16 protein-coding genes, 2 tRNA genes and 2 pseudogenes are annotated in these 16,060 nt (G+C 51.5%); 8 read left to right on the forward strand and 12 right to left on the reverse strand.

Annotation, left to right across the window (positions count from 1 at the left end):
* The first annotated feature begins 410 nt into the window (after positions 1–410).
* The 5 genes and pseudogenes from ACQKDS_RS04615 to ACQKDS_RS04635 form a co-directional block, all read left to right on the forward strand.
* Complete coding sequence (locus ACQKDS_RS04615; RefSeq protein ID WP_399666801.1) at positions 411–1,982, forward strand: colicin E3/pyocin S6 family cytotoxin; 1,572 nt, start codon at positions 411–413, stop codon at positions 1,980–1,982.
* On the forward strand, positions 1,979–2,233 hold the full coding sequence (locus ACQKDS_RS04620) for a DUF7683 domain-containing protein (RefSeq protein ID WP_399666798.1): 255 nt from the start codon (positions 1,979–1,981) through the stop codon (positions 2,231–2,233). Before ACQKDS_RS04615 ends, ACQKDS_RS04620 begins: the two co-directional genes overlap by 4 nt.
* Positions 2,234–2,306: 73 nt before the next feature.
* Positions 2,307–2,429 (forward strand): annotated as a pseudogene (locus tag ACQKDS_RS04625) (IS3 family transposase); the annotation flags it as partial.
* Between the two features lie 456 nt (positions 2,430–2,885).
* Positions 2,886–3,014: a CPCC family cysteine-rich protein gene (locus ACQKDS_RS04630; RefSeq protein WP_427673875.1), complete on the forward strand. Its 129-nt coding sequence runs from the start codon at positions 2,886–2,888 to the stop codon at positions 3,012–3,014.
* 142 nt (positions 3,015–3,156) lie between these two features.
* Positions 3,157–3,534 (forward strand): annotated as a pseudogene (locus ACQKDS_RS04635) (colicin E3/pyocin S6 family cytotoxin); the annotation flags it as partial.
* A gap of 79 nt (positions 3,535–3,613) precedes the next feature.
* Here ACQKDS_RS04635 and ACQKDS_RS04640 read toward each other — a convergent pair.
* Positions 3,614–3,689 (reverse strand) — tRNA-Asn (locus ACQKDS_RS04640).
* Positions 3,690–4,048: 359 nt separating this feature from the next.
* Between ACQKDS_RS04640 and nac the strand changes: the two genes are divergently transcribed.
* On the forward strand, positions 4,049–4,972 hold the full coding sequence (gene nac / locus ACQKDS_RS04645) for a nitrogen assimilation transcriptional regulator NAC (RefSeq protein ID WP_399666792.1): 924 nt from the start codon (positions 4,049–4,051) through the stop codon (positions 4,970–4,972).
* A 71-nt stretch (positions 4,973–5,043) separates the two neighbouring features.
* On the opposite strand, the gene ACQKDS_RS04650 is transcribed toward nac, so the two are convergent.
* Both ACQKDS_RS04650 and mtfA read right to left on the reverse strand, forming a co-directional pair.
* Positions 5,044–5,119: transfer RNA gene (locus ACQKDS_RS04650), tRNA-Asn, on the reverse strand.
* Positions 5,120–5,221: 102 nt separating this feature from the next.
* Positions 5,222–6,010 (reverse strand): DgsA anti-repressor MtfA, encoded by a 789-nt coding sequence (gene mtfA / locus ACQKDS_RS04655; protein ID WP_399666789.1) that lies wholly within the window; start codon positions 6,008–6,010, stop codon positions 5,222–5,224.
* 466 nt (positions 6,011–6,476) lie between these two features.
* Here mtfA and ACQKDS_RS04660 point away from each other — a divergent pair, with 466 nt between their 5' ends.
* Together ACQKDS_RS04660 and ACQKDS_RS04665 are read left to right on the forward strand one after the other, a co-directional pair.
* Positions 6,477–6,716 carry a hypothetical protein gene (locus tag ACQKDS_RS04660; protein WP_399666785.1) on the forward strand — a complete coding sequence of 80 codons (240 nt, stop codon included), beginning with the start codon at positions 6,477–6,479 and terminating at the stop codon, positions 6,714–6,716.
* 231 nt (positions 6,717–6,947) lie between these two features.
* Positions 6,948–7,190: a hypothetical protein gene (locus ACQKDS_RS04665; protein ID WP_399666782.1), complete on the forward strand. Its 243-nt coding sequence runs from the start codon at positions 6,948–6,950 to the stop codon at positions 7,188–7,190.
* Positions 7,191–7,235: 45 nt separating this feature from the next.
* Here ACQKDS_RS04665 and paaY read toward each other — a convergent pair whose 3' ends face one another.
* The 9 genes from paaY to paaE form a co-directional block, all read right to left on the reverse strand.
* Positions 7,236–7,832, reverse strand: coding sequence for a phenylacetic acid degradation protein PaaY (gene paaY, locus ACQKDS_RS04670; RefSeq protein ID WP_399666780.1), 597 nt, complete (start codon positions 7,830–7,832; stop codon positions 7,236–7,238).
* Positions 7,833–7,844: 12 nt separating this feature from the next.
* Positions 7,845–8,786 (reverse strand): phenylacetic acid degradation operon negative regulatory protein PaaX, encoded by a 942-nt coding sequence (gene paaX / locus ACQKDS_RS04675; RefSeq protein ID WP_399666778.1) that lies wholly within the window; start codon positions 8,784–8,786, stop codon positions 7,845–7,847.
* A 137-nt stretch (positions 8,787–8,923) separates the two neighbouring features.
* Positions 8,924–10,231, reverse strand: a complete 1,308-nt coding sequence (gene paaK / locus ACQKDS_RS04680) for a phenylacetate--CoA ligase PaaK (protein WP_399666775.1) — start codon at positions 10,229–10,231, stop codon at positions 8,924–8,926.
* A gap of 16 nt (positions 10,232–10,247) precedes the next feature.
* Positions 10,248–11,453, reverse strand: a complete 1,206-nt coding sequence (pcaF, locus tag ACQKDS_RS04685) for a 3-oxoadipyl-CoA thiolase (protein ID WP_399666772.1) — start codon at positions 11,451–11,453, stop codon at positions 10,248–10,250.
* Complete coding sequence (gene paaI / locus ACQKDS_RS04690) at positions 11,450–11,890, reverse strand: hydroxyphenylacetyl-CoA thioesterase PaaI (RefSeq protein ID WP_399666770.1); 441 nt, start codon at positions 11,888–11,890, stop codon at positions 11,450–11,452. Before paaI ends, pcaF begins: the two co-directional genes overlap by 4 nt.
* Positions 11,887–13,422, reverse strand: coding sequence for a 3-hydroxyacyl-CoA dehydrogenase (locus ACQKDS_RS04695; RefSeq protein ID WP_399666767.1), 1,536 nt, complete (start codon positions 13,420–13,422; stop codon positions 11,887–11,889). The genes paaI and ACQKDS_RS04695 overlap by 4 nt, the downstream gene beginning before the upstream one ends.
* A gap of 2 nt (positions 13,423–13,424) precedes the next feature.
* Positions 13,425–14,216, reverse strand: a complete 792-nt coding sequence (gene paaG, locus ACQKDS_RS04700; protein ID WP_399667089.1) for a 2-(1,2-epoxy-1,2-dihydrophenyl)acetyl-CoA isomerase PaaG — start codon at positions 14,214–14,216, stop codon at positions 13,425–13,427.
* 2 nt (positions 14,217–14,218) lie between these two features.
* Positions 14,219–14,992 (reverse strand): 2,3-dehydroadipyl-CoA hydratase PaaF, encoded by a 774-nt coding sequence (paaF, locus tag ACQKDS_RS04705; RefSeq protein ID WP_399666764.1) that lies wholly within the window; start codon positions 14,990–14,992, stop codon positions 14,219–14,221.
* Positions 14,993–15,001: 9 nt separating this feature from the next.
* Positions 15,002–16,060, reverse strand: coding sequence for a 1,2-phenylacetyl-CoA epoxidase subunit PaaE (gene paaE, locus ACQKDS_RS04710; protein WP_399666761.1), 1,059 nt, complete (start codon positions 16,058–16,060; stop codon positions 15,002–15,004).

Genomic DNA, 16,060 nt, shown 5'->3' on the forward strand with positions numbered 1-16,060 from the left:
AGTGCGGGCAAGATTGGGCATGATACAGTATTTGCCTTAAGTTACTCTAATGCTGCGTTAAACTTACCGGTAACCTTGTGCCGCTCCTGACGCCAGGGCATAGCAGCGATCATTTATCAGAGCGTATGGAGGCCTTGGGCGTGCGGCACAAAATGGTGGTACGTGATGACATAGTTATATGAATGAAGAAACGATAAAGCCATTATTACCCCAGATTGAATCCCCCACTTTATGTTCATTTCGTCTTCATACATGACAAACCCCACATCAAAGTTAAATCATAATCGGTTAGTATTGCACCAGCTTACCCATAAAGATGACGAGGGAAATGGAATGGATCGTCAATACACTAATGAACTGGCATCGAAAATTTTGGTAGGTAACGCCTTTAAGGACAAAGGAGTAGACTAATGGGCGCGATGGGGTTTTATCTGCGGGTAGGCGATCAGACGACCTGCGGGGGCAAGATACTGACCGGGGATGAAACGCTAAGTTGGTATGGTGTTGCGGGGGCACGGGAAGGTGATGAAGTAACCTGTGGTCAGCATCCGGGCGTATATAAAATACTGGGTGGGACGTCCGATACCTGGGACGAGGGGCGAAGATTGGCGGGAACGTTGGAGAGTGTAAGTTCTTGTCCCTGTAGCGCAAAATTTATCCCGTCTATTCCGGATAGCTATATCAGGAATGATACGGCCGAAGAGCAGGCAGAAAAGACGCGATTGCTTGCTCTTGTCACTCAGCGAGAAAGGCAGGAGCTGCAGAAAGCTGAGGAAAAATGGCTGGCTGAAGAGCGGGAGCGAAACCGGGTATTCGCCAAATCCTGCCTGCGTGGTGAGGGTTGTAACGAGGCGGGGGAACAGCCGGAACCGCACACCAATTTTGCGGAGATGGCATTTTATCAGGCCGTACCTCCAGCCGATCCGGCATCAGATAATGACGTTCCCCAACACGCGCAAGCCGCCAAAAAGAAGAAACCTGCAGAAGCGCTCCCTAAGCCGAAAAAACGAAGCGCTCTGTATAAATGGTGGTTTGGTAATCATGAGGAAGTCGAATACCAGCGGGCAAAAGCCGCAGCTACAAGTGCTGCTAACGCCCAGACGGCCGTTGAAGGTGCCAGTGTTCTTGGGTTGGTAGGTGGCAGTGCCATTACGGCAGGAACGTGGGCAGTTAAACTTGGTGAGATGGTAACCGGACTCGGAAGGGTCGCAGCCAGCGGCCCCGGTGCTCCCATCGCAGCAGTTGTTATGGGAATGATGCCCGGAAGACTCAATGACGGTGAGCAGGACTTTATTGACCTGATGCGTCTGGAACAGATGCATGAAGCACCAAGCCGTGTGCGTTATACATGGGAACAAGATGATAAAGGTAATCCGGTTCCTCATGGCTGGCATACACCATCCGGTAAAGATATGGTGCGTGTGCGAAAAATGGAGTGGGACAACAACTGGAAGGCGTATACGTTCACCACAGAGGAAGATCCACGTATCACCATCATCTGGACGCCAGACAGTTCAGGTGTCAATGCTCCTTCAAATACAGGCAACCAGAACCCGCTAAGAATACCTAACCCAGTTATTGTTGATCCGCTGCCGAAAGATACGCGCATCGAGGCTACAACCAGCCCTGCACCGGAAGAGAAGACATTTGCGGATTATATTCTTATCCTACCATTGCCGAATATCCCGCCGATTTATGTTTATCTGAATGTGGATCATAAATACTACACTCCACCTAAGGAAACCCCCCCGCTACCTGCGTATCCTGATGCAAAAAAAGCACAAGCTAAAACACCTGTTAAAGGTGGCGGTAAACTACGCAATCGCTGGAAAGATTCAAAAGGAAAAATCTATGAGTGGGATTCTCAACACGGCACGGTAGAAGTTTATGATCGTTCAGGTCGCAATCATTTAGGTGAATTTAATCATATTACTGGCGAGCAAACAAAACCCGCAGACCCAACAAGAAAGGTGGAAAAATGACGATAATATATACTATTGATGTATATAGAAAAGTAGATGAGGAGTTACTTTTTGAGATTGAAATACCAGAGAATCAGTTATCGGGTGTGGCTGAAATTATGGGATGGAGCGAAGAGGATAAAATAGAATTTTCATTAGGTATTGGTGTTTATAATCTTAATGAAGATCAAGCAGTTAAATTAGAGGACTTACTATGTAAAAAATTCTATTCCTCTGATAACACTTTCCAGATTTCAGGCGGCAGTATTTAATATATTACGAACATCTCTGGAGCAGTACGAAATATCTTGAGTGCTGCTTCATTCCTAATCATCGCCAACATCCAGCCAGGAAATAATGCGAACGACGGTGTTTAATTATATCGAATGTGATTACAATCGGTGGCGCCGACACAGTGCCTGTGGCGGTCTCAGTCCCGAACAATTTGAAAACCAGAACCTCGCTTAGGGTCGTGTCCACATTACGTGGGTAGGATCAGTATGGGAAACAGGAATATCGACTACAAATGGTCAAAATTGGAAGGTAAAAGAGTTTGATTCTGTTCAAGGAGCTTATAAAGATAAGGAAACTTTTGAAATGATGAAGAAATATCCTATTCTAGGAACCGATTTTGATCTTGATCTCATAAATATATTTGACGAGCTGTCGGCTATTTTTTTTCGCAAGGTATAGAATCACAGATAATGGTCTTGGATGAGGATTTATTACAATTATCATTTAAATCTGGGATTATTGTTGATGTCGGTTGGTATCCAGCGTTTGAAACGAATGGCGAATTTATTATTAATCGAATAGCCAATGGTTGTTGGGATGCATCGGAGTCTAAATATAGTGTGGGATGGGATAAAAACAGACTAATATCGAAAATTAGAAAAGCAATTGGGTAAAATAATGAATAGCACAATGTGTCTATGCCCTTGTTGTCATAAATATGAATTTTCGGAAGTCGGGAGCTATGAAATCTGCCCGGTTTGCAATTGGGAAGATAATCCTATTCAAGGGGAAGATCCAACTTATGGCTATGGGGGCTAATGTCATGAGTTTGAACGAAGCCCATAAAGCCTATGCTGAAAGACGTAAAGTCAAGTAATAGTTAACGCTGTTAGGGTGCATACAAGATTTATCGTGCTCGGTTACATGGGGCAAGTTGATAACGGTAATCCTGTTCCTCATGACTGGCATACGCCACCCAGTAAGGATACCGAACCCGGTAGTGGTTGATCCGCTGCCGGAAGACACCCGCATTGAGGCAACAACCAGCCCAGCGCCGGATGAGAAGACATTTGCGGATTATATTCTTATTCTACCATTGCCGAATATCCCGCCGATTTATGTTTATCTTAGTCAGGGACGTTCTGGTATTCCTGATACAGATCATGATTATCATCCAGCTCCGGAAACGAGTGAAATTGGTATTTCAGGTCTTAGATAAGCTAAGAAAAAAACACCAAAACAGGGTGGCGGTGGCCTTAGAGAGCGCTGGATTGATGCTAAAGGTAGGCGGATTTACGAATGGGATTCTCAGTACGGTGAACTAGAGGAATACAGGGCTAGATTGTCTGTTGAAGAGGGATAACCAATTAATATAAATGAAAAAAGCAGACGCCCGAAGACGTCTGCTTTCTCGAATTTGGCTCCTCTGACTGGACTCGAACCAGTGACATACGGATTAACAGTCCGCCGTTCTACCGACTGAACTACAGAGGAATCGTGTGAACGAGGCGAATCATAGCGAGGTGTCAGAAGGTTGTAAAGCATCAAAAAACACGAACGCGTGCGTTTGCATTAAGATTATCCAATCTGCTGAATTATTAGCTAAATAGTCTGAATTGTATCCCCATAAAATGCCTCTCACGCGTAAGGCACTGTGCATCAGGGGCGGGGCAGTTGCCATTTTGGTGCAAAGCGGCATTGGCGTTAATAATACCGAGGTATACCTTCTTTATATTTCTATTTTATTTTCCTGCGGTTACCGTGAATGCGCCGACACACTGCCATTCTGGCCTGGATCTTGCTGCCTATAAGCTGAGTTTTCATTTGGCGGTTAACCGGTGGGCGGATGCATCATGAATCTTAGACGACTTAAGTATTTCGTTAAAATTGTCGATATTGGCAGTTTGACACAGGCAGCCGAAGTGTTGCATATCGCGCAGCCGGCTCTCAGCCAACAGTTGGCAACGCTGGAAGGGGAGTTGAATCAACAGTTATTGATTCGCTCTAAACGTGGCGTGATGCCGACTGCTGCCGGAAATATTCTTTATGCCCACGCACAATCTATTCTACGACAGTGCGAATTGGCGCAAAGTGCGGTGTATTGTGCCGGACAAGCGATGAGTGGCCGCGTGGCGGTTGGGGTCGCGTCTGGCAGTGCGGCGGTTCAGTTCGCCCTTCCGCTATTACAAGCGTTGGGCGAGCAATATCCTGATATTTTACTTAGCTTACATGAGCACGACGGTGCCACATTGGCGAGTCAGGTCGAAAATGGTCGACTCGATATGGCGGTACTGTGCGGGGGGGCAACGTCGCCGAGCCTCAGTACCACGGTGTTGGCAAAAGAAGAGTTGTATCTGGTGGCCGCACGTACCGTGTCCAGCCCGGGTAACAGTATCGATTTGACGGATGTATCGCGGTTTAATCTCTTTTTGCCGCACAAGGATGATAGGATGCGAAATCAACTTGATGAGGCGATGGCGGTGCGTAGGTTGACCTATCATGTCATCGCTGAGATCGCGTCTCCGGCTACGCTCAGTGCTGCAGTCGCCAGCGGTATGGGCGCGACAATTCTACCTGAGTCTGCCGCTAGGGCGATGATTGGCTCGGGCAAAGCGTGGATGGCGCGTATAACGCGCCCCGTGATTTCGATACCGCTTTCACTGTGTGTTTCCGCTCAGCAACCGCTTTCAGCAACGGCATTAGCCGTACAGGCATTATTAGTGTCGATGGTGGGGTATCGTAGTCAGGAAAAACGGACGCTGGCGTTAGTGCAGTAGCAGAATATCATTCAGCGAGTAGACATAGCAAAAGCCCCGCTTAATTTACCTTAAGCGGGGCTTTCTAAATCTGGCTCCTCTGACTGGACTCGAACCAGTGACATACGGATTAACAGTCCGCCGTTCTACCGACTGAACTACAGAGGAATCGTGTGAACGGGGCGCATCATATCCAGCGGTAGGGGGCGTGTCAATGCTAAATCAGCGCTTTTGGCCTGATTGCTCAGCAACTGAACAACCACGCTTGTTTTAGCGGGTTTCTGCATCACAAATGGCCTGCCAGCGCTGTAAGCGCGCCAAGGGATCCTGCTTATAAAAGGTAGAAAAATGTTGATATAAGGTTGGAAAACGTGCGGCGAGTAGCTCTGGCGCACTGAAGAAATATTCAGACAAGACGGCGAAACATTCAGCCGGATCGCTGGCGGCGTAGGCGTCTATACTTGTCGCCTCTTCCCCGACCATATCGATCTCGTCCTGAATGTTTTCCATCGCCGCGTGCAAATCGTGTTCCCATGCGGCCACATCACGCAGCGGAATGGAGGGAATACCCGTTGCTATGCCGCCATTGCGCATATCTAATTTATGTACTGCTTCATGGATGATCAGGTTAAAACCTGAAAGATCGAATGAGTCCTGCACATCTTGCCAATTGAGCACAATGGGTCCCTGTTCCCAACTTTGGCCGGATTGTACCACCGAGCCGGAATGCACGAGCCCGATGTCGTCTTGCCACTCTTCTTCGACCACAAACGGTGAGGGGTAGAGCAGAATTTCATTAAAACCATCAAGGTATTCGGCGCCAAGTTCCATTACCGGCAAGGCGAAAAGTAAAGCGATGCGCGCCTGCATGGAGGGGGTAAGTTCCAGCCCTTGCAACGGCACAATGCGCTTTTGTTGCAATAATTGCGAGGCGATCGCGATCAGACGTTGTTGCTCATGTTGTTCCAACGGCGAAAACAGAGGAATGGTCAGCGCCTGCTGCCACTGATCCTGTGTTTCTTTGGGGGGAGTATTTGCTTTCCACGGCCATTTAATCATCGCGTTGCTCGTCAATGTGTCACATGAACATTCGATAGGAAGCTAACCTAGTAAACATGCCGCAAACAGGAGCAGCATAGCAAGCATTTCATGCAGAGAGGCTGAGCGGAAAACCATTGAAGGCACAATCACCCTCAAGGCCAAACTCATCTCTTTGCCATTATTCAAACACTTAGCGAGTTATGTGTCTGTGATCTATACCGCACCCAGCCTATTTCTGTAGCGCCAGAGTGCGCACTGGGCTGATATTTATATATTTTTTAATCAGTTAAATGTCAAAAGTTGTTGCGATTTTTTCTTTTTTGGATGGTATGAGGTTACCTATTATTTTTATTTTAGCTGTCCGACCTCAGGTTTAAAAGTGACAAAAATATTGATTTTTGTGTCAAGCCTATAACAACATGGATATATTTTATAAAAATATTAGCCATGGTAAAAATATAACTCATTTAAAAGGAGTGTTAATATGTCATATATTGAAATTAATAACCTACACAATAGTTATATTTTTATCAGCAAAAAACCATCACGTGTTAAATATGAGGTATATACTAATGGTGTTGTATTGATAGCTGAATTGACAATCTATCGAGATGATTCACTCGGTGTTAAATCACGAGATCTGATTTCATTGAGTACGGCACATGAAAATATTGAAAACGCATTCACTGAAATCAAAAATCATTTCGAGGAAAACTACGCATAACAAGGAGGTTTTGTATCAGCCATGCCCACTGAATGGTGGGTGTGGCTATTTTAAAAAATTAAAAATCACGAGCCATACAGTGAAGAATCCAAGTAATAATTCTAGTTATTCATTAATTGTAGTCACAAAGACATATCCACTTACTTATTGTAATAAAATATAGGGCGTTAGCGATTGTCGCTTCACCGTGCGGGTGTACAATAATAACAATCTACAAAGGAGGGAATTAATATGAAAATAGCAAAAATAGCGGCTGCTGCAACGCTCGCGGTATTATGTGCATCAGGTTATAGTTACGCGGGGGAACAGGTTAAACCTGAAGTGGATAACAGCGTCTTCTGTGTACAAAATATCGATCACACCTCTGGCGCGGAACACTGTACCAAAGCAGACGAGGCGAAAACCGTTGATGACAACAGCGTATTTTGTCAGCCAAATATGGATCACACCTCTGGCGCTGCATTTTGCCAATAAATACGCTTTCCACAAAGCGTATAACAAATAGGGAAGAAAGGGGGCTTACGATTGGCTTTTCGGCACTAAGCGTTCGCTAAACGTCAGTCGTTGGCGATGCGGCTCAGGTTCGCTAAGCGGCGCAACTTCTTTTAGCGAACGCTTGCAGCGCAAAACCAGATCTTGATATTCCTGTGTACCGATGCGTTTCCAACGCAGCTCTTGCTCAGTCAGTTCGCGTACCACGCGAGCAGGGCTGCCGATCACTAACTTGTTGGCTTCGATTTCTGCTGCGGCCTTGATAAAACTGCAAGCGCCGATAATCGTATTTTCGCCAATGATTGCGCCGTCCATGACGACAGCATTCATGCCAACCATCGCATTACGGCCGATTCGACAACCGTGCAGGATAGCGCTATGCCCGATGTGGCCGTCTTGCTCTACCACGGTATCTTGCTGTGGGAAACCGTGCATGACGCAATTATCCTGAATATTTGCGCCATCTTCTACCTTGATGCGGCCAAAGTCACCGCGCAGGCTCGCATTGGGGCCAATGTAGACGCCTTTACCGATAATGACGTCACCAATTAGCACCGCCGTCGGGTGCACATAACTGGTGGGATCAACGACCGGCGTTAGGCCATCAATTTGATAGACAGGCATTATTGCGGCTCCTTAAATCGTCGTATGGGGGCGGGGTAGACCGCCAAAACGTCGGTAATACCCTGCACTTGGGGCCGGTAGGGCGCCAATGGTGGTTTCCGCCAGTGCGCTGACATAATCTGTGGCGGCTGGGTCAACGCGCTGATAAATATTGATGCACAAATTACGGGCGATTTGCCCTTCCCATTGGGCTGGCAACAGCGCATCGGGCAGCAGCGGATCTTTCAGCGCTACGCGACGGAAGAAGTGAATTAATAATAGCTTAATTTGGAAGCATCGCAGCGGGGTCAATGCTGAGTCGTCCAGATCACGTAGTCGCATCATCAACGGGCGGAAAAAAACAATAAACTCATGGTAATTGCTCGCTACTTCGTCCAGCGACCAGCATTCGGTAACCCGCTGGCGTAAAGTGTGCTCTGATTTGTTATAGGGATAATCGGCGCGGAAATAAATGACCTGTTCGCTGGCGTTCAGTTCGTTGAGTAATGCCGTGACGTCGGTTTGGGCATGGGTGGGGGCAGCCATGACGTTGTTAGCGATTTGACCAAAACCCAGCCAGCCTAGCTTTTTCCGTAATCGCGCCCGTTCGTTTTTTTCCGCTGTTTCTAGTAACAAAAGTTCCCATTTGCCATCCCATTCGGGGGGCTCACTGAGATAAATTTTTGATTCAGCGTGGCTAAATTGGCGCATGCCTTGCTCGGTAACCCGGTAATAGCTACGCCGCCCGATCTTTTCTACATCCAACCAGCCTTCTTTTTGCAGACGGAAGACGGATGTTCGCACGAAACGATCGCCAAAACCCAATGATTCCAGCAGTGCGCTTAAACTGCCCAACCATACTTCACCACCGCGATGGCTTAATGCATCACCGTATAATGAGATGATCAACGAGGTGCCGCTGATAGGCTGAGCCTCTAAAGCATGGCGGATAAACTCATCCAATTTATGTTCCATATTTTCCCATGGGTTAGCTAACGGTGTAGCGCAACATTAGCATAGACCTCGCTGATTTGACGCAGTATCGATGTTGGCGCTAAGTGAAGCGTGATACGCACCGCCAGTTGCTGCCTTCCGTGGCGTCATGCAACCTATCAGCGTGGACGAAGGTCGATCACCCGTTGGGCTTTACCTTCGGATCGCGGAATATCACCACAATTAGCAATGCTGACATCGGTACTCACGCCGATGATCGATTTGATATGCTGACGCAGTTGGTGACAAATATCGCAACGTTGTTGCTGGTCAAGACTGCGTGCTGATTCTTTCAGTTCGACGCGTACTGCCAGCGTATCGAGATGCCCACTGCGGTTGATCTGCAATTGATAATGCGGTGACAAGTGTTCGAACTGCATAATTTGTTCTTCTACTTGTGAGGGGAAAACATTAACCCCACGAATGATCAGCATGTCATCTGAACGACCGGTGATTTTTCCCATACGCCGCATTTGGCGCGCATCGCCCGGCAAAAGGCGTGTGAGGTCGCGCGTTCGGTAGCGAATTATCGGCAATGCCTCTTTGGTCAGGGTTGTGAACACCAGTTCGCCATGTTGACCCTCCGCTAAACGGTTGCCATACGCAGGATCAATGATTTCTGGCAAAAAATGGTCTTCCCAAATCGTTGGGCCGCCGCTGCTTTCCGCGCACTCCATTGCCACCCCTGGCCCCATCACTTCAGATAGGCCATAGATATCTAATGCTTTAATTCCTAATCGGTTTTCAATTTCATGGCGTAATGATTCCGTCCACGGTTCTGCACCGAATATCCCGATACGCAGTGAGCAGCCGCGCGCATCACCGCCGAGTTTACGCTCCAACTCATCGATCAATGTCAGACAGTACGACGGCGTTACCATGATGACGTCGGGCTTAAAGTCGAGGATCAGTTGCGCTTGTTTTTCGGTTTGGCCGCCGGACATGGGGATGACCGTTGCGCCTAGGCGTTCGGCACCGTAATGTGCACCGAGCCCGCCGGTGAACAGACCGTAACCGTAGGCGATGTGTACTTTGTCTTTCGCCGTGGCACCCGCGGCGCGCAAACTGCGCGCGACAATATCGGCCCAGTTATCAATATCGCGTTGGGTGTAACCGACGACCGTTGGCCGCCCGGTGGTACCTGATGAGGCATGAATGCGAACGACTTGTTCTATCGGTACGGCGAAAGTATCGAAGGGATAGTTATCGCGCAAATCCTGCTTGGTGGTGTAGGGAAAGTGCGCGATATCACTGAGCTGTTGCAAATCATTGGGGTGGATACCTGCCTGATCGAACTTACGTTGATACATTGGCACGTTGTTGTAAGCGTGGTGCAGGGTCCACTTCAGGCGCTGTAGTTGCAAAGCTTCGATCTCATCGCGTGAAGCAAATTCGATCGCATCGAGGAGCTGGGAATGGGTGGTCATTGTTTTGGCCTCACGCTTAGACACGCTCAATAATCATGGCGATACCTTGGCCGACACCAATGCACAGGGTGCACAGGGCGTAGCGGCCAGCCCGCCGTTCCAGTTCAAACAGGGCAGCCAACGCCAGACGTGCGCCGCTCATGCCTAACGGGTGGCCGAGGGCGATGGCGCCACCATGGGGGTTAACGTGCTCAGCGTCATCGGGTAAGCCAAGCTGGCGCATCACCGCTAATGCCTGTGCGGCGAAGGCTTCATTGAGTTCAATCACGTCCATCTGAGCCAGACTGAGCCCGGCAATTTCCAATACTTTACGGGTGGCGGGTAGCGGCCCAATGCCCATAAAACGGGGTTCGACGCCGCAGGTGGCGGTCGCGATGATACGCGCACGGGGCGTGAGCCCTTGTTGCTGAGCCATGGTTTCAGAAGCGACAATCAGCGCCGCGGCGCCGTCGTTCACACCTGAGGCATTGCCAGCGGTAACGGTGCCGGGCTGGCGGAACGGTGTTTTCAGCGTTTGTAACTGCGCCAGCGTGGTGTCTGCGCGTGGGTGTTCATCTTGGCTGAACAGCGTCACGACGCCTTTTTTATCTTTGATGCTCACGGGTTCAATTTGTTGGGCCAGAATACCCGTCGCCTGTGCGTGGGCGGTACGTTGTTGGCTGCGCAACGCGAAAGCATCTTGGTCGGCACGGCTGATGGCGAACTGTGCCGCAACATTTTCGGCGGTTTCTGGCATAGAGTCGCTACCGAACTGCTGTTGCATCAATGGGTTAATAAACCGCCAACCCAGCGTGGTATCGAATAGCTGCGCCTGGCGGCTAAAAGCGCTCTCGGCTTTGCCCATCACCCAAGGCGCACGGGTCATTGATTCTGCACCGCCCGCCAAGACCAAACTGGCTTCTCCCGCTTTGATACTGCGGGCGGCCATTGCCAGCGCATCAAGACCGGAGCCGCACAGACGATTGAGGGTGGTTGCGGAAACGTTGTGCGGCAACCCGGCCAGCAAGGTCGCCATCCGTGCAACATTGCGGTTGTCTTCACCGGCTTGATTGGCACAGCCGAGGATCACATCATCAAGCTGCGCCCAGTCCAACTGCGGGTGGCGGGCCATCAGGGTACGCAACGGCAGGGCAGCCAGATCGTCAGCGCGAATCGTGGCTAACGCGCCGCCATAACGGCCTATCGGCGTGCGTACGCCGTCACAGATAAACGCATGATTCATGGCTGCTCTCCTAAAATGTGATGACCAAGCCGGTGAGATCGCCCACGGAACCAGGCGATGGTTTTACCGTGTTGGTTAACAATCTCCACATCGTATAGGCCCTGACGGTTGCCTTGATGGCGCATTTCAGCGCTGGCGGTGAGGCGATCGCCCGCTTGTGCTGGGCGTACAAAATCAATGCTGCAACCCAGAGTGACGGCGGCAAATCCCTGACTATTACAGGCATAAGCACATGCGGTATCGGCCAAGCTAAATAGCGGCCCACCGTGGCAAGTCTGATGGCCGTTGAGCATCTGCGGGCCGACGATCATGCTGACTTGCGCAAACCCGCAATCAATGTGGTCGATCTGCATGCCCATCGCCTGAGCACAGGGATCGTGTTGGTACATCTGTTCGACGCAGCGTTGGGCTAACGCGCGCGCGGTATCGGCGCTCATGGCTCTGCTCCTGACGTGGGGGCGGCATGGCCGGCCGCGTAGCGGCGCAGTAAGGGCATCGGCCGATAGCGCGGTTCCAGGTAGAACTGGTGGAGGTTTTCCAGCGTGGTTAGCAGCGTTTGCCAGCCGATTGCCTGACCCCATGCCAGTGGGCCGCGTGGATAATTAACCCCAAACCGCATGGCGTTATCGATATCGGCGGCGCTGGCGACCCGCTTATTCACCGCATCGAGCGCTTCGTTGACCAACATGGCGACGGTGCGCATCACCAGCAAACCGGGGTAATCCGGCAGTTTAATCACCTGTTTCCCGCATGATTGCAGCAGGTGAATAACGCTGTCGGTGTCCTGCGGCCGGTTTTGCTGCGCGGCGGTGAGGGTAAGGGTAGGGGCATGTTGATAATCAGCCGAGAGATCAAACAGCACGACCGGAGCGTGGTGCGCGTCGGCCAGTTGGCTGGCGGTCTGGCCGTTGGTCAACATAACCAGAACGTTATCAACGGTAGCAAAGGGGCGGTTCAGATCGGCTGGTTTGGCCGTTGACGCACATTTCCCCAGCAGGTCGGCAAAATCGGTTAAGGCCGACCAGTCACCGTATAGCGTGACCTCCGCGGTGGTTGATCGCGTGACCGGTTGCTGGTAAACCGCGGTTGCGGCTGGGGTTTGGTCATCGTATCGATAAAAGCCGCGCCCACGCTTACGCCCCAAATGTCCGGCGGCAACGCATTCTTGTTGCAGCAGCGATGGGGTAAAACGATCGTCATGGTAGAAAGCCTGGAATACCGATTGCGTCACGGCAAAATTGATGTCCTGACCAATTAAATCGGTCAATTGCAGTGGCCCCATGGTAAAGCCACCGGTGTCACGCATGACCGCATCTAGCGTGGCGACGTCGGCGACTTGTTCTTCCAACGCCCGTAGCGTTTCAGCATAAAATGGCCGTGCGACGCGGTTGACGATAAAGCCGGGCGTCGAGCGGCATTGTACCGGATGTTTACCCCATTGCTTGGCCAGTGCGCTAAGTTGGTTCAAGGTCGCGTCACTGGTTTCAAGCCCGGCGACAATTTCCACCAGCTTCATCAGTGGAGCCGGGTTAAAAAAGTGCATACCGGCCATGCGCCGCGGGTAGTGCAGAACGCTGGCAATGGCGGTGATCGACAACGATGACGTGTTACTGGCAAACAGCGTTTGGTTATTGCATATTGCTTCCAACTCGCGGAACAGACTTTGTTTGATCGCCAGTTTTTCCGCTACGGCTTCGATCACCAAGCGACAGTCGGCCAGCTGCTGCAGTGAAGTGGCAAGGCGTATATTTTCCAGCAGCTGTTCGGTGCTGTCGCTCGCCGCTTTGCCCATGGCTACCCGCTGGCGCAGTCGTTGGCTCAATTGTGCCAGCGCCTTCACGGCGGCAGACGGGTCGCTATCGAACAGTGTCACCTGATACCCGGCAGCGGCAGCCACATGGGCGATGCCAATGCCCATGGTGCCAGCGCCGATGACTGCCAGCGGTATGTGTTGCGTTGGCATGCTCATGGTTATTTCCCGGTGAAAGACGGCGTGCGTTTGGCGAAGAAAGCACTGACGCCTTCACGATAGTCATCACTCCGGCCGCCAAGGCGTTGCAGATCGCGTTCCAGATCGAGTTGCTGGTCGAGCGTATGGGTAGCAGCGCGGTGAATCGCCTGTTTAATCAAGCCGAGTCCGTAGGTCGGTTGAGTAGCCAAATGCTGCGCCAGCGTTTGGACGCACGATGTCAGCTCGCTGCTGTCCACCATCTGCCAAATCATGCCCCACTCCAGCGCCTGTTGCGCCGTGATCTTGTCACCCAGCAACGCCATTCCCATGGCGCGCGCATGGCCAGCCAAACGCGGTAAAAACCAACTGCAACCGGAATCGGGTACCAAACCCAGTTTACAAAATGATTGAATAAAACAGGCGTTATCGGCGGCGATAACGATGTCGCAAGCCATTGCCAGCCCGGCACCTGCCCCGGCGGCTACGCCGTTAACCGCACAAACGATCGGCTTAGGCAGTGAGGTCAGGCGACGGATCAGCGGGTTGTAAAAACGCTCCACCGAAAGGCCGAGATCCGGCATCTGTTGTTCGGCATTGACCGTACGATCGTTCAGATCCTGCCCGGCACAGAAAGCGCGCCCCGCACCGGTGAAAACCACGCAGCGTACACTGTCGTCACGTTCAGCGACGGTTAACGCATCGGCCAACTGGCGATGCATTTCGTCATTAAAACTGTTCAACCGGTCTGGCCGGTTAAGGGTCAGCGTCAGCACCCCGGCTTCGATATGGCTCAAAATCATTGCGTTATCCATCATTAGCGCCCTTGGTAGTGTGGTGTTCGTTTTTCGAAGAAGGCGGCGATGCCTTCGCGACGATCGTCAGTGGCAGCCAACGTTGCAAACTGCTGGCGTTCGATGGCCAGTCCGGCACTCAGTGGGGTTTCCTCCGCCAGTTTCAGCGCATGTTTAGCGGCGCGCAGTGCCAGCGGTGCGTGTTGGCTGATACGCGCGGCTAACTGCTGGCAGCGCTCCAGCGTCAGCGCATCCAGACAGACCTCACTGACCAAACCGCTTTGCTGTGCCAACCGGGCGTCAATCGCTTCGCCACTCAGTACCATCTGGCTGGCGCGTGATTTCCCCACGCAGCGAATTAAGCGTTGTGTGCCGCCTGCGCCCGGCATCAGGCCGAGGGTAATTTCCGGCAGGCCGAAACGGGCACTTTCGCCACAAATGATGATGTCGCAGGCCAGCGCCAGCTCGCAGCCCGCGCCCAATGCGTAGCCGTTAACCGCCGCCAGTAACGGTTTGCTGAATTGCGTAAGCCGTTGCCAGAGTAAGGGGCGTCGATCCGCAAGGGTGGTAGATAAATCTTGCTGCTGAAGCTCGTGTAAATCGGCGCCGGCGGCGAAAAAACGTGGTGTACCGCCGATCACCACCGCACCGACCTCGCTATCGTTATCGGCCTGTTCCAGCCAATAAACCAACTGATCCAGACACGGCGTGCTGAGCGCATTGCGGGCGTCTGGGCGGTGAAGCATCAGGGTGACGACGCGTTCCCGCTGGTGGCGAATAATCCAGGGCGTTTCCATTGATGGCTCCTATACGTCGAAATCCAGCACCACGCCATCACCTTTCGGCCACGACTGGCAACTGAGTACATAACCTGCGGCTAACTGATCCGGCTCCAAGCTATAGTTAACGCCCATCTCCACGGCGCCGGATTGCACCTTACATTTGCAGGTGGCGCAGACGCCGCCCTTGCAGGCGTAAGGTAAATCCGCGCCTTGGCGCAGCGCGGCATCGAGAATGCTGTCATCGTGTGGCGCGACATCAATATTCAGCCGACGGCCATCGAGTTGTATTGCTACCTGTGTGGTAGCCCGATGGGCGTCGCTCTGTGGCCGTAGACTGATGCCGGGGGTGTTAAAACGCTCGCTGTGGATACGATCGTTAGGCATACCTGCCTGCTGCAGGACGGCGTGGGCGTCATCCATCATCGTCTGCGGGCCGCAAATAAACGCCCGGTCAACGTCGCGATAGGCCAGCAGGCTATTACCCAGCGCTGTCAGGCGCTCACGGTCGATGCGGCCACTGAGCAGCGGGCTATCCAGGCTTTCCTGGCTGAACAGATACAGCGGTTGGAAACGCTGTGGATAACGATTTTTCAGATCGGACAGCGTCTCCTTGAACATCACCGAACGGCTGCTGCGGTTGCCATAAATAAGGGTAAAGCGACTGTGCGGTTCGATTTGCAGCGTAGCCTTGATGATCGACAGCATTGGCGTAATGCCGGAGCCTGCGGCGATAGCCAGATAAGTGCCTCGTTGGTCAGCCTGCGGCTGATAGCCAAAGCGCCCCTGCGGCAGCATAACGTCCAATTTATCGCCGATCTTGAGCTGTTGATTGACGAATGATGAGAATCGCCCCTGATGAATGGCTTTTACGCCAATTTGCAGCAGCCCTTCTTGCGGCGCACTACAAATTGAATAGCAGCGGCGTAACTCCTCACCATTTAGCTGCGCTTTTAGCGTCAGGTGTTGACCGGGGATATAACAAAAATCATTTTTCAGTTCATCAGGGAGATGCAAGGTGATGGCGACAGCATCCGCTGTTTCGCGTTCAATCGCGGCAACGTTCAGACGATGAAAAAGAGCCAT

Source organism: Serratia sp. NPDC078593, from assembly GCF_050268245.1.
Taxonomy (GTDB): domain Bacteria; phylum Pseudomonadota; class Gammaproteobacteria; order Enterobacterales; family Enterobacteriaceae; genus JBNNGK01.

Coding starts and splice junctions, on each gene's coding strand:
- paaF (WP_399666764.1), bottom strand. CDS start 14,992: ATGGAAACGCCCTGGATTATTCGCCACCAGCGGGAACGCGTCGTCACC.
- pcaF (WP_399666772.1), bottom strand. CDS start 11,453: ATGAATCATGCGTTTATCTGTGACGGCGTACGCACGCCGATAGGCCGT.
- paaY (WP_399666780.1), bottom strand. CDS start 7,832: ATGCCTGTCTATCAAATTGATGGCCTAACGCCGGTCGTTGATCCCACC.
- paaK (WP_399666775.1), bottom strand. CDS start 10,231: ATGACCACCCATTCCCAGCTCCTCGATGCGATCGAATTTGCTTCACGC.
- mtfA (WP_399666789.1), bottom strand. CDS start 6,010: ATGATTAAATGGCCGTGGAAAGCAAATACTCCCCCCAAAGAAACACAG.
- ACQKDS_RS04630 (WP_427673875.1), top strand. CDS start 2,886: ATGTGTCTATGCCCTTGTTGTCATAAATATGAATTTTCGGAAGTCGGG.
- paaG (WP_399667089.1), bottom strand. CDS start 14,216: ATGGATAACGCAATGATTTTGAGCCATATCGAAGCCGGGGTGCTGACG.
- ACQKDS_RS04660 (WP_399666785.1), top strand. CDS start 6,477: ATGTCATATATTGAAATTAATAACCTACACAATAGTTATATTTTTATC.
- ACQKDS_RS04695 (WP_399666767.1), bottom strand. CDS start 13,422: ATGAGCATGCCAACGCAACACATACCGCTGGCAGTCATCGGCGCTGGC.
- paaI (WP_399666770.1), bottom strand. CDS start 11,890: ATGAGCGCCGATACCGCGCGCGCGTTAGCCCAACGCTGCGTCGAACAG.
- nac (WP_399666792.1), top strand. CDS start 4,049: ATGAATCTTAGACGACTTAAGTATTTCGTTAAAATTGTCGATATTGGC.
- paaX (WP_399666778.1), bottom strand. CDS start 8,786: ATGGAACATAAATTGGATGAGTTTATCCGCCATGCTTTAGAGGCTCAG.
- ACQKDS_RS04620 (WP_399666798.1), top strand. CDS start 1,979: ATGACGATAATATATACTATTGATGTATATAGAAAAGTAGATGAGGAG.
- ACQKDS_RS04615 (WP_399666801.1), top strand. CDS start 411: ATGGGCGCGATGGGGTTTTATCTGCGGGTAGGCGATCAGACGACCTGC.
- ACQKDS_RS04665 (WP_399666782.1), top strand. CDS start 6,948: ATGAAAATAGCAAAAATAGCGGCTGCTGCAACGCTCGCGGTATTATGT.
- paaE (WP_399666761.1), bottom strand. CDS start 16,060: ATGGCTCTTTTTCATCGTCTGAACGTTGCCGCGATTGAACGCGAAACA.